Here is a 13,032-nt window from a genome sequence, read left to right as displayed (position 1 = left end):
TTCAGGGAATAAAATGAAATAGTTTGTCGTGGGTTGATATATTCATAATCGCGTGTCTTAATGCTCCGCCCCTGTGATTTTAAGTTCGTCCAGGTCAAGTTGCAATTCAGCTTTACGGATCGCATCGTCACTATAGTGCTTTTCTTTGCGTAGCCGGAATAGTTCTTTGCGGTGCTGCTGATAAATGGTTAACAAAACGGTATGATAGCGTTCTATCTCCTGCTGTTCAGTTTCCACACATTCCAGGGACTGCAGGCGCGCTTCTGTGTTTCGAACCCTTCCTTCGAGGCTAGATTTATAAAATCCGACCAGTTCGTTCTCTTTGAGTGAGTCGGCAAATTTTTCGTCCAATAGCTTCAATGCGACATTATCCAGCCGCAACTGGATAGCGGCTTGCTGTTCTTCTTCTGGAATGATAACATCAATCTCTTTCAGCCGGATCAGCTTGATAACAAAGGGCAGTGTGAGGCCCTGCACGACCAGCGTTACAAAGATGACAACGAAGGTAATGAAGATAATCAGATTGCGCTGTGGGAATGCTATACCATCGGACATCAGCATCGGGATGGACAGGGCAGTTGCCAACGACACTACGCCGCGCATCCCCGCCCAGCTGATCACCAAAGGGCCTTTCCAGCCAGGAGATGGATCTTGCCGTGCTTTTGCGCTCAGCCAACGTGGCACATGCGCCGCAGGATATACCCATAAAAAGCGTAATGCGATGACGATGGCACTAATTGCCAAACCGTAGGTAACGCCGTCGGCTAGGGAATATGCTCCCAGACCTGCGATTATCTCTGGCAGTTCCAGACCGATCAGCACAAACACGAGCGCATTCATCACAAAAATCATCGTCGTCCATACGCCCAGCATATTCATGCGGGTACTTCCGGTTTTAAACACTTCGTGTGCACGGTAAGACATAAATAACCCCCCACTCACAACTGCCATGACACCGGAATAGTGAACTTGCTCTGCTGCCAGAAACAGTATATAGGGGGTTATTACTGTCAAAGCTGCATCGATGGCAGGCGTAGTGGGTAAAAACCGATGAGTGATATACAGGATATGTGCTCCGGCAAGGCCGATAGCTATACCCATTCCGGCCACCAGAAAGAACTGTGCCGTCGCCTCATGCATGGAAAAGGTTCCGGTCAAAACGGCGGCCAGCGCGAACTTGAAAACGATGAGTGAGGAAGCGTCGTTGACCAGGCTCTCCCCCTCAAGAATAGTCATCACTCTTTTCGGCACACTCATACCCTTTAGCACCGTCGCTGCAGCAACAGCATCCGGAGGAGAAACAATACCACCCAGTAAGAACCCCAACGCCAGTGTAAATCCGGGAATGAAGGATGAGGAAGCATAAGCGACGACAACCGATGTAAAAAAGACCAGACCGAAAGCCAGTAAAGCAATCGGCCGCTTCCATTTCCAGAAATCATTCCACGACGTATACCAGGCCGCTTCATATAAAAGGGGCGGCAAGAATATTAAAAATATCAGTTCAGGATCAAGATGCAGCAACGGGATCCCTGGGATGAAACTGATGCCCAGACCCGCAAGCACTAAAAATATGGGATATGCTATTTTTATACGCTGCGCAAGCATGACCAGGAGAAACACGGCAAACAATAGGCTGAGAATGAGAAGCAAATTGTGGTGCATAATCAATTGTGTTTAATACTAAGTCGTATGGATTCGTAAAGCCGCAGCTGATTTGTGCGGACCGGTGAGATCACCCAGGTAGACTAATATTTTGCCTGCCCGATATCCAGGCGTTCAAATTTCCCCTCCTTGCCAAGCTGAAATTTAAAGAAAGTCCTGAAATCCCCCCAGCTCTCGGTGTGAAAATTTCCATAGATATCCAATCCGTTGTTTTCGACTTTGTCTATACTTGTGAAGCGTTCATGCCCACAGGCGGTCTTTACAAAATTTGCAAAATCGCGTGGATGGCCATCGTCGGTTAACCGGGCGTTAGCCACAAAGAAAGATAAGAAGCTTGTGCTGTCTCCCTGTTGCCAGGCCTCAATAGCTTGTCTGGCCTGTTCGTTTGTAATTTTTGATAAATCCATTGTCTGCTCGGTTTTATGAATTGATGTATTTGATGCGCTACGCTGCGGTTTCTGCCCACAGGCAACCAACGACAAGATCATGGCCAGCAACGTAATCAGACATTTATAGGGCATTAGGATAGGTTTTTTAAAGGATGCTGTAGATAAATAATAATCAGATTCAACAGTAAAAAAGGGATCTCTATCGCCACACCCTTGGTATCCTTATCCAAGAGATGGAAGCATATAATCAACAGAATGCCGGCAGCCATTAAAAAATTGCCCCACATGAAGGTCTTCGGAAATAGGATCAACAGCGCCGCCAAAATGGTGATAAGTCCATTTACCATTAGGCCAGTCTTGGTAAAACCCCATTTTCCAAACATGGCCATCATTTCCGTCTTGCCCGAAACCATCGCATATCCCTGTTTTAAGCCCATAAAAACAGCCACAAGGATCAAAATAGAATTGATAATTTTCAACATCGTTATTTCTATTAATTCGTTACAAGCCAAAGCGCATTGTAGTTTGATGACTAAAAAAAGAGGCAAATAATCAATTATTTGCCTCCAATATTTCTCCTTCTATCTTGTGGTATAACCACCGTTCGCGAAAATAGTCTGACCTGTCACCCACCATCCGTCAGTAACCAAAAATTCAACTAGCGGAGCGATATCCTTGATATCGGTTAGTCCTCCAAGAGCAGACGCCTGCTTATGGTAAGCTACCGCGTCGTCCGTTTCCTGTCCGTAGAAGAAAGGTGTGTCCATAGGTCCGGGAGCTACCGCTGTCACCGAGATACCACGGCCGCCGAACTCCTTCGACGCCGCTCTCGTAAAATGTTCAACCGGAGCTTTGGCGCCAGCATAGGTTGAATAATATCCTGTATAGGCTGCAAGCAAGGAGGTAACGATGGTATTGATTTTTCCATTATCATTCAAACGCTTACCCGCTTCCTGGATAAAGAAATAGGCTACTTTGGCGTTTATATCGCTCATACTATCGTATTCTTCCTCGGTCGTGTCAGCAAAAGGCTTTTTCAAGACCTTACCTACTGTATTGATCGCAATATCAACTCCACCGAATTTTTCAATCGCAGCATCAAAAAGTTTGCTGATGTTTTTCACGTCAGTAAGATCAGCCTGATATAAAAATGCCTCTCCTCCTGCACTGTTAATATCCGCCAAAGTTTTTTCAGCGTCCGCCTTTGTGCTGTCACTATTGTAGTGAACAACGATCTTTGCTCCTTTGGCCGCAAGATTACGGCTCAATAGACCACCTAAGTTTTTTGCTCCACCTGCAATTAAAACTACTTTTCCTTTCAAATCATTTCGTGCCATTTTTCTCTTTATTTAAATGTTTTACAATTGTTTTTACAAAGTTGCTCATCCGAACGCTGACTTTTATGGTGAACTTTTCGGAATTTTACCTACGTATATTTTACCTACGTATATTATGTTATACGCTATGCCCGACAATCATGATTTCGAGAGATAGCCCCTACGCCCTGACGACTTAGGTTATCTCTCCGCCCGGACATAACCTTTGCAAAATCAAAGGGGCTCACCCGAACCGCAGGCGTTAGAGCAACAGAACTATAAAAAGTTACTTTTTAAGCCGACTACCTCGTTTTTATCACTGTTTTAATATAGTTCCGGTAACTATGGTTTATATAAATTCTAGCTTCATCATCTTCCAAAATCAAGATACATGATATACAGCGCGTTAAATAAAGATAACAATATGTATAAGAAGGTTCTTTCCTGCTCACCAGAAAAAAGATTGTTGTGGAGGGATAACTACACTATTTATGCTTTCATAGCACAAACTTATGGACTACTTTGTCCCACTTCCAATTTCATCTGAGAGAGCTTGCCATAAAAAGAGAAAACAAGGTGACAAACACTCAGATCCCGCGTTAAATAGTTTCGTATATTTCGCTCGAAAAATTACACAATCTTAGGAATATTCTTTAGATTTACTATACAAGTTGACCTGTAATTATTAACGATTTTATGAAAGTAGAAGTATCGCCAAACTTTAAAAAGCACGCGCGCAAAACTATTCTATCCATCTTTGTTTTTGCATTCACTTATATTTTATTGCTCGTCCTGGCCATCGGTTTAACGATCGGCTTCACCTTGTTTGGTCTATTTATCTTCGCATCCAAACCGATGTTCCTAACAGGCGTGTTATGTTTGGGCCTGATTGCCTCCGGACTTACCATTTTATTCTTTTTGCTTAAATTTGTATTTGCCCAAACCAAGACCGACACCAGTCATCTTACAGCGATAACTGCCCAAGATGAACCCCAGCTGTTTGCCCTTATTGATGAAATCGTCAACGAAGTGGATACCAGTTTCCCGAAGAAAGTTTTCCTGTCGCATGATGTCAACGCATCCGTTTTCTACGATTCAACCTTCTGGAGCATGTTTCTTCCGATAAGAAAAAACCTTCAGATCGGAATGGGGCTAATCAACGTGGTAACACAACAAGAGCTAAAAGCGATACTGGCACACGAATTTGGCCATTTTTCCCAGCGAAGTATGAAACTAATGAGCTATGTCTATCATGTCAACCAGATCATCTATAATATGCTGTACAAAAATGAGGCCCTTGATAACACATTCGAAAAATGGGGAAATGTCAGTGGCTATTCGGCTATTTTCATAGGTATATCTGTTTTCATTATCCAGCAGATCCAAAATATCCTCAAGTATTTGTATGAATATATCAATCTAAATTATTTGGCCCTATCGAGGGAAATGGAGTTCCATGCGGATGAAATCGCAGCGCATGTTGCGGGCTCAAAAGCCTTAACGGACTCTCTGTTGCGGCTGGGATTTGCAAATCATGCACTGGAATATGTACTCAATTTTTATGAAAGTAAAATTCCTGAACAGGTTCGGAGCAATAACATTTATCCTGAGCAGAGCTTCGTTATGTTACTCCTCGGACAAAAAAATAGGTATCAGTTGGAAAATGATCTCCCGCAGATCCAGCTGGCAAACTTAAAAAAATATGATAAGTCGAAGTTGAATCTTGACAACCAGTGGGCTTCACATCCTACTGATGAAGACCGTATCAAAGCACTACAACAAATAAATATTGTAAAGAACGAAACCAACAATGCACCTGCAATGGCCTTACTGACCAACGATGGTGCTATCGCCCAACAGATTTCAGAAAAGCTATTTTCAGGCGTTCAGTATGAACAAGCACCCAGCATTCTGGAAATTGAATCTTTTAAAGCACAATTCACAGACCGATTCAATAAATATACATTTGACCTAAAATTTAATGATTTCTACGATTTCAATAATCCCATATTGAAAAACGAGTTACCGGCACCGCCAATACAAGAGGGTCTGTCGTTCGAAATCTTATATGCAGATAGCCGGGCCGAACTGATTTATGAGCTCAATAGCCTTAAAAATGACAAATACGTTGTCGAAGCAATAAGCAATGGCGAGGTCAAATTAAAAACGTTTGATTATGACGGAAAAAAATACCGGCATACAGAAGCATATGACCTGCTGCAAAAAATCGAAGGGGACATAGTAGCGACCGAACGGTTAATAGATGCATATAACCATCAAATCCACCATTACTTCACCCAGCTGTCGGACAGTATGAACCGACGGGAAGAATATGACCGGAAATATTATGATTACGCGGCTTTCCATAAAACCTTTGACGAATATCATAGCCTCTATGATGAAATGTCAAAAAATTCTGAGTTCATTTTTAAGACCACACCGTTTGCTGAAATTGAAGCCAAACTGAGTGATCTTAAAAAAAGGGAGCCCAGATTCAAAAACAAACTTCGCAAACTACTCGAACTACCCAGCGCTACGCAGGATATGGATGAAACATTATTATCTTCGCTGAACACGTATATTCACAATGATCTGGTGTATTTCAATACCAACCAGTACAAAGAGGAAAATCTTGCCATTATGGTAAACGCTATTTCAGAATATAAAAAGATACTGGACAATAACTATTTCAAGAAGAAAAAAAACTATCTGGATTTTCTGCTGGAACTTGAACAAAACAAAAAATAATCTTATGTCTGCGGCCCATCCGAAAGTAGCCCTCAACAAAAAGGAGTGACGACCGACACTTGACAGGTAGAGTCTGACCACGGTAACAATAAAATGCTTACATTTGATTTTCGTAACTTACTTAGTCATGAGCGAAACATTGGAGACCCTACCGGATTATTATCGGCGACTCAGCCATCTACATACAAACGGCAGTGATCTGCTCGATGTGGAACTGGGTAAATCACATTTCAACATATCACCGCGTAAATACTGTGATTTCAAAACGCCCTATAACCGAAGGGATTTCTACAAGATCAGTCTTATCTTGGGAAAAGGCAGGTTTAAATATGGACAGCACGAACTTTACATCGATCGTCCGGCGCTATTTCTGCCCGCATTAAACATCCCTTACTCCTGGGTGTGCGATAGCAATAGACAAGAGGGTTATTTCTGTCTTTTCAACCAGGAATTTTTCTCAGGCAGCCAAACTTTTGAACCGTTCAAGAAAACCTCATTGTTCAAGGAGTGGAGCAAACCGATTATTTTTTTGAATGATGAGCAACTGCATTTGATCACCACGCTGTTTGACAATATGTTCCGGCTCAACAACTCCAATTATCCCCTTCGCTGCGGGGCTATAAAGAGCAACCTCGCGGCGGTATTACATCTCGCATTAGAATGGCGGGTAGAAGATATCCATATACAGGACCAATCGGGCAGCGCAAGAATGTATCGCCTGTTTGACGAATTGCTCCATAAACAGTTTCCCTTAGATTCGCCTGCATACCACCTCGAACTGCGTACCGCAGCTGACTTCGCCGCGCGGCTCAACGTGCACGTCAATCATCTTAACGCCTCTGTCAAAGCTGTCACTAACCTGACGACCACACAGATTATTAAAAGAAAAATTTTTGAAGAAGCGAAAAACCTGCTCAAATATACGGATTGGAACGTCGCAGAAATTGGTTATACCCTAGGGTTTGACGAACCGGCACATTTCAATAATTTTTTTAAGAAAAATGCTGAAGTCTCCCCGCTGAAGTTCCGGCAGCAGAACAAGTGATCTTTGATTTTAACAATTTTTACTTTGAGAGATAAAATTAAGCACAGCTTAAAACTGCTAGCTTTGTCTTAAATGAAATACGCAAAGCTATGTTGAAAGAAGCGTCTGCACAACGGATCAAATTGGTCACGCTCATGGCATATGTATCGATGCCTCTGTCGGGCTTTGTCACCGACATCTATCTCCCCTCTTTTCCGGCTATGGCCAATAGTTTGGCTGTGCAGGAACACGATATTCAGATCACTTTGACAGCCTATCTCCTGAGCTATGGTATATCGCAGCTATTTATTGGCAATAAATTGGACAGCATTGGTCGCTATCACCCTAGACTCATCGCCTTGACTTTAGTGATTCTCAGTAGCCTGCTAATCGCAAAGAGCGACAGCACCCTCATTATCTGCTGGTTGAGAATCGTTCAGGGAATAGCCATTTCCACGTTGGTGGTCGCGACCAGAGCGCTTTTTGTTGACCTATATCAGGGCGAACGGCTGAAAAACTACCTCAGCTACTTTACCATTGTCTGGTCCTGCGGTCCCATATTGGCTCCTTTCCTTGGCGGCTATCTCGAAAAAATATTTGATTGGCAGGCAAACTTCTACTTTTTAGCGTTCTACGCCTCGGGGCTTCTGCTATTTGATCTTTTTTATGGCGGTGAAACCATTGCAAAGAAGAAAAGGATAAATCTTAAGGACAATCTTGTACTATACAAGATGATGTTGCAAAATAAACTATTCCTATTAGGTATTTTGGTATTGGGACTGAGCTATTCTATTGTTATGCTGTTTAATATCACAGGGCCTTTTATTATTGAAAACAGATTTCATTTTACAGCCGTCACCATTGGTTATTGTACATTGGCACTCGGTTTTTCCTGGATGATCGGTGGGTTTATCGCCAAACCGCGCCTGAAATTGGAATTTAAATCACGTATTGTTTTCCCGGCCCTGTTTCAGGCAATATTGATCATTATCTTCATTATGGCCAGTCTATTTGCGCAAAACCTATATATTATGATCGGCTTTGCCTTTTTCATCCATATTATTTCAGGTGTTTTATTTACTAGTTTTTTTACCAGCAGCATGCTTTTCTTTCCAGAACATGCAGGTACTGCAGGCGGCCTCATGGGCGGGCTAGTTTACATCGTCACCTCCTTATCCACTTTTATTATTGCATTAAGTGGCGAAGTAACAACGCAATTTGGCCTGGCATGGCGCTATTTGATTTTTGCCGCTTTACTCACATGGATCATTATCCATATGTGGCGACGGCAGGATACACATTTAAAGAAAAAAATATAGGCACTATTCGATCCGCTCACACACATACCCCCACTCTAACATTTTCCTCGTAATACGATGGGTCTCAATAGCTGACTGTGATGATTCAATCCTTAAGATATGCTCTTCATCCTCAAGATCAAAATTAATCTTATACGACGAGAATAATTGGAGTAGCGTATCAACAATCTGCTGAGCCTCCTTATTCTTATAGACATTCGTTTTAAAAATTTCTACCTTTTTCATTGTACTTATTTAGATATCGAAGTCAAATCTTTATACCGGTCCTCTAATCCAGTAATTTATTTTGGATCCGCGCATTTCCTTGAAATGAACGGACAGGGAAAAGTTTCCCCTTTGGATACTCCCGATGCTCTCCCAAAGCAATTTCTTTGACGGACTTTTTATCCTGTCCGGCGGGTGGATTGGTAACTATAGCTGCAGCACCAACCACCAATAGGATTATTAACGCATTAAATAAATGTACCATATGTTTAGAATTATTCCATGCCGAATTTCTAAAAAGTATAAGGCCGATGCCATGATTTTTCGGTAAACAGCATATTTACGTCGGTAAACCGTAGATTTTCCATTATTAATTAAATGCTGTTACTATCCTGCCCGTCATGAAAGACTTGTTCAGGCTATCTATTGATTTAAAACTCGAGCTCATTGCCGGGGCACAGGTAGATAAAATGAAAAAGCCACATCCCTTAGAATATGGCTTTGCTGTATATTAATTGAAATGGCTACGATCGGAAGACCCATAGATAGGAGTATCTGGACGATGATTGTTTTGTCCGGTCAAATGCAACAACTCCCCTGTATTTAGCTATGCGGCACTGATTATGCTTAAGACGAAAAATGCTTATGTGCGCATTGCCAGGCTGCCTTCATATGATTTGTCGAGCAAAGATAGGAATAGATGATTTGGAGGATAATTATATTTACAATTCGTCACGGTTGGTTTAATATTCGTCGCGCAGGCAGAAAATTGGCGATTCGATACAATTGACATATCTTGGACAATCGGTCGGCAAGTCATAAGCGCCAAATTTGTAAATTTGATAAACAGTCGTCGTGCCTCAGATGAATGAAGCCGAGATGCCATCATTTAGACTCATGGGGAATTCTTATTTACATGGAGTTTCATCAAGAGCGACAAAAAATAATAATTGGATGAAAAAAATAGGATTTTTATCGTTTGGACATTGGTCCAAACACCCTGCCTATAGCACGCAGACAGCGAGCGACACTTTATTACAGTCAATAGATCTGGCTGTCGCTGCGGAGGAAATCGGGTTAGATGGTGCTTACTTTCGTGTACACCATTTTGCCGCACAGCTTGCTTCACCTTTCCCGCTTCTGGCTGCTATCGGTGCAAAGACCAACAGGATCGAAATCGGTACAGGCGTCATTGATATGCGGTACGAAAATCCGCTCTACATGGTGGAGGATGCTGGCGCTGCTGACCTGATCTCTGAAGGTCGCCTACAGCTGGGGATCAGCAGAGGCTCGCCCGAACAGGTAATCGACGGCTGGCGATATTTTGGATACGAGCTGGCGGAAGGAGAGACCGACGCAGAAATGGGCCGCCGCAAAGCATTAGCGTTTTTAGAAAAACTGGACGGCGTAGGTTTTGCCACCCCTAATCCCTATCCGATGTTTCCGAACCCTCCGGGTCTGCTGCGGCTAGAGCCGCATTCACAGGGCTTACGTGACCGTATCTGGTGGGGCGCAGCGTCCAACGCTACGGCAGTATGGGCAGCACAAAACAGAATGCATCTCCAAAGCTCCACGCTAAAGTATGATGAAAGTGGAAAACCGTTTCATGTGCAACAGGCCGAACAGATCAGATTATATAAGGACGCATGGAAAGAGGCCGGCCACCCGGGTGAACCGCGGGTTTCGGTCAGCCGATCGATCTTTGCTTTGGTAAATGATATGGACCGGTATTATTTCGGGCAAGAGACAGACAGAGCCGACAAAATCGGTTTTATCGAATCCGATAAACGTGCAATTTTCGGAAGAAGCTATGCTGCCGAACCCGATCAGCTGGTGAAAGAGCTGGCAATGGACGAAGCTATACAGGAAGCAGACACGCTGCTGCTGACGATACCCAATACTTTGGGTGTTGATTATAACGTGCATGTACTACGGGCTATCCTAGAACATGTTGCACCTGAACTGGGGTGGCGGTAAACTAATGCCAATGGTAAAGAACATTCGATACAAAACCAAAATTGCCGTAATCGGAGCTGGCCAGGCGGGACTTTCTTCCGCCTATCATTTGAAGAAACTGGGATTACAAATCGGCGGGGACTTTATCATTTTGGACGAATCCCCAGCCCCCGGAGGCGCCTGGCAATTCCGCTGGCCATCGTTGACGCTCAGCACCGTCAACAAAATTCATGATCTACCCGGAATGGGGTTTGAAGAGACACTCAGCAGCAAGCAAACCGAAGTACAGGCCAATATTGCCGTTCCGCATTATTTTGATCTTTATGAAAAGAAATACGGACTACAGGTATACCGGCCGTTGAAGGTTCAAAACGTATCTCTGGTAGAACCTCGCTTCCATATAGAAACTTCAGGTCCTTCCTTTTCGGCGCTGGGCATTATCAACGCAACTGGTACCTGGGAAAATCCGTATATCCCAGCTTATCCGGGAGCGGAATTATTTCGAGGCGAGCAGCTGCATACCAAGGATTTTAAAACGGCAGACTATTTCCTGAACAAACATGTTATTATCGTAGGTGGCGGCATCTCTGCTATCCAACTGCTTGATCAGATCTCCAGGGTAACCAGCACGACCTGGGTTACCAGACGTCCGCCCATATTCAGAGAAGGTCCATTTGATGACATGGCTGGCCATGATGCCGTCGCAAGGGTTGAGGAACGCGTTAGACAGGGCCTTTCACCTTTATCAGTGGTATCGGTCACAGGCCTTCCCTACTCGTCCGAAATTCAGGCCATGGAACAGCGAGGAGTACTCAAGCGACAGCCTATGTTTAGCGAGATCACCAACACAGGAGTAAAATGGGAGGACGGTAGAGAGGAAAAGGCGGATGTTATCCTTTGGAATACCGGTTTCAAAAGTGCACTGGAACATTTAACCCCTGTGCTGCCAAAAGAAGAAAATGGAGGAATTCTCATGGGTGGCAGATTAGCCACAATGGTTGTCCGTCAACCACGGATCCACCTTGTCGGCTATGGGCCGTCAGCATCCACGATCGGCGCCAACCGCGCAGGACGTGCGGCAGCCAAAGAGCTACTAGAGACAATCGAAATATACAAATGAAATTTATTTTTACCCTTCTTATCCTTAGCATCTTACAGCAGCTTGCTGCTCAAGATTATCCACAGGTTGTTCCATTTAAGTCTGACGGCGAACTGAAACTGATGGACATCTCCACGGCCGAGGTGGTATCACCGGAAACATGGAACAACACAGGAGCTTACTATGTGGGTGGAGATTTCAAAAGCTATATTGTAAGCAATACTGAAAACAAGGCAACCGTTATCGATGCCCGGACAGGAAAAGAAATACTTTTTGGCCGTCTGGACAACGCATGCGGTGAGCTCAATATCAATAACCACCGCTATTACCATTTTGAATCAGAGGGCAGTTCCATCCTTTTAGCGGATGGGACGACGACAATCTCATTAAACCGCCAATACTCCAAAATCGAACCAAACAGCAATAGCTGGGACAATGGCAGTCCAGAAGGCCAGCAGTACGTCTGGGCATTAAAAGATGATGGCACCTACGATGTCCTTAATGCTAACAGCAATTTTACTAAGTTGGGCCCATTACCTATTTTTGACAGTTTTGATTTGATCTATGAAATTCACGAAAATGAACCCATGACGTTGATCGGATTTGCCCTGGGCAACAAAGCGGCTATACGACGCGACTTTGCCCAGCAATATAATATTCCTGAATCCGCAGAATTCGTAGAAATATACGATATCGACTTTAATAAGATTGGCAAGGCTGCTTACCAGCAAGAAGCGATTGGAGAACTTCTACAAAAGAATATTCAGCTCCGGGGAAGCCTAATAGCACCTCCGTCGATGCGCCAACAGGTAATAGTCCCCGGAAATACGATGATCGCCCTCAATGATGAATTTAGTCTTGTTCCGACAGCAGATCATACCGAATTGATATTGGTCAACACGAAGCAGGGAAACACTCCAGTATTGGGGAAGACGCATTTCGACTATCGATATATCAGTACTTCCCAAGATTTAAAGGCACTTTTACAGATCAGACATGCTGAAAGCGGCAGTTTCTTTTATTTTGATTTCAATGGTCTCTATTTTCCCAGAGGAATTCCATTAATCCCTCAACAATACCGGCAATGGGAGCAGAAACTATAACAGCTCGTCCAATAAAACAAGCAGGATACTAAAACGTATATCGAAAAAAGAATTGAACGCCACGGATGTGTCAGAATAATGAGCAACCGATAAACTTGTTAGTCACAGTCCTTTTATTCTAGTGTAATCTTTAAACTGTCCGACACTATCAAACTGTAACTACACATCCATTGACGTTCAATTATAGTCAAATATAGCAATTAAACTAA

The 13,032-nt window shown here is 43.5% G+C and carries 11 protein-coding genes; 6 read left to right on the top strand and 5 right to left on the bottom strand.

Annotation, left to right across the window (positions count from 1 at the left end; translation table 11 throughout):
- Nucleotides 1–57: 57 nt before the first annotated feature.
- The 4 genes from K7A41_RS17475 to K7A41_RS17460 all read right to left on the bottom strand — a co-directional run bounded on the left by K7A41_RS17475 (nucleotide 58) and on the right by K7A41_RS17460 (nucleotide 3,391).
- Entirely contained in the window at nucleotides 58–1,665 is a 1,608-nt protein-coding gene (locus K7A41_RS17475; RefSeq protein WP_265714694.1) for a Na+/H+ antiporter, read from the bottom strand.
- 83 nt (nucleotides 1,666–1,748) lie between these two features.
- Entirely contained in the window at nucleotides 1,749–2,186 is a 438-nt protein-coding gene (locus K7A41_RS17470) for a hypothetical protein (RefSeq protein ID WP_265714693.1), read from the bottom strand.
- The gene (locus K7A41_RS17465; protein ID WP_265714692.1) at nucleotides 2,186–2,536 is read right to left on the bottom strand and encodes a DoxX family protein; all 351 of its coding nucleotides are present in this window, start codon (nucleotides 2,534–2,536) and stop codon (nucleotides 2,186–2,188) included. The genes K7A41_RS17470 and K7A41_RS17465 overlap by 1 nt, the downstream gene beginning before the upstream one ends.
- A 99-nt stretch (nucleotides 2,537–2,635) precedes the next feature.
- Complete coding sequence (locus tag K7A41_RS17460; protein ID WP_028072256.1) at nucleotides 2,636–3,391, bottom strand: SDR family oxidoreductase; 756 nt, start codon at nucleotides 3,389–3,391, stop codon at nucleotides 2,636–2,638.
- 675 nt (nucleotides 3,392–4,066) lie between these two features.
- On the opposite strand from K7A41_RS17460, the gene K7A41_RS17455 reads away from it, so the two are divergent.
- The 3 genes from K7A41_RS17455 to K7A41_RS17445 all read left to right on the top strand — a co-directional run bounded on the left by K7A41_RS17455 (nucleotide 4,067) and on the right by K7A41_RS17445 (nucleotide 8,461).
- Nucleotides 4,067–6,118 carry a M48 family metallopeptidase gene (locus K7A41_RS17455; protein WP_265714691.1) on the top strand — a complete coding sequence of 684 codons (2,052 nt, stop codon included), beginning with the start codon at nucleotides 4,067–4,069 and terminating at the stop codon, nucleotides 6,116–6,118.
- A gap of 127 nt (nucleotides 6,119–6,245) precedes the next feature.
- Entirely contained in the window at nucleotides 6,246–7,163 is a 918-nt protein-coding gene (locus K7A41_RS17450) for a helix-turn-helix domain-containing protein (protein WP_265714690.1), read from the top strand.
- 89 nt (nucleotides 7,164–7,252) lie between these two features.
- Nucleotides 7,253–8,461: an MFS transporter gene (locus K7A41_RS17445; RefSeq protein WP_265714689.1), complete on the top strand. Its 1,209-nt coding sequence runs from the start codon at nucleotides 7,253–7,255 to the stop codon at nucleotides 8,459–8,461.
- A gap of 268 nt (nucleotides 8,462–8,729) precedes the next feature.
- On the opposite strand, the gene K7A41_RS17440 is transcribed toward K7A41_RS17445, so the two are convergent.
- Nucleotides 8,730–8,930 (bottom strand): hypothetical protein, encoded by a 201-nt coding sequence (locus tag K7A41_RS17440; RefSeq protein WP_265714688.1) that lies wholly within the window; start codon nucleotides 8,928–8,930, stop codon nucleotides 8,730–8,732.
- Nucleotides 8,931–9,619: 689 nt separating this feature from the next.
- On the opposite strand from K7A41_RS17440, the gene K7A41_RS17435 reads away from it, so the two are divergent.
- Genes K7A41_RS17435 through K7A41_RS17425 form a run of 3 tightly spaced genes read left to right on the top strand, consistent with a single transcriptional unit; the run spans nucleotide 9,620 to nucleotide 12,823 of the window.
- Nucleotides 9,620–10,642, top strand: a complete 1,023-nt coding sequence (locus tag K7A41_RS17435; RefSeq protein WP_265714687.1) for an LLM class flavin-dependent oxidoreductase — start codon at nucleotides 9,620–9,622, stop codon at nucleotides 10,640–10,642.
- Between the two features lie 10 nt (nucleotides 10,643–10,652).
- Nucleotides 10,653–11,741 (top strand): NAD(P)-binding domain-containing protein, encoded by a 1,089-nt coding sequence (locus tag K7A41_RS17430; RefSeq protein ID WP_265714686.1) that lies wholly within the window; start codon nucleotides 10,653–10,655, stop codon nucleotides 11,739–11,741.
- Nucleotides 11,738–12,823: a hypothetical protein gene (locus K7A41_RS17425; protein WP_265714685.1), complete on the top strand. Its 1,086-nt coding sequence runs from the start codon at nucleotides 11,738–11,740 to the stop codon at nucleotides 12,821–12,823. The genes K7A41_RS17430 and K7A41_RS17425 overlap by 4 nt, the downstream gene beginning before the upstream one ends.
- Nucleotides 12,824–13,032 lie beyond the last annotated feature (209 nt).

Origin of the sequence: Sphingobacterium sp. InxBP1, assembly GCF_026191775.1 — a bacterium.
GTDB classification, from domain to species: domain Bacteria; phylum Bacteroidota; class Bacteroidia; order Sphingobacteriales; family Sphingobacteriaceae; genus Sphingobacterium; species Sphingobacterium thalpophilum.
The sequence above is the reverse complement of the archived record's forward strand: the minus strand, read 5'-3'. Positions and strand labels throughout refer to the sequence as shown.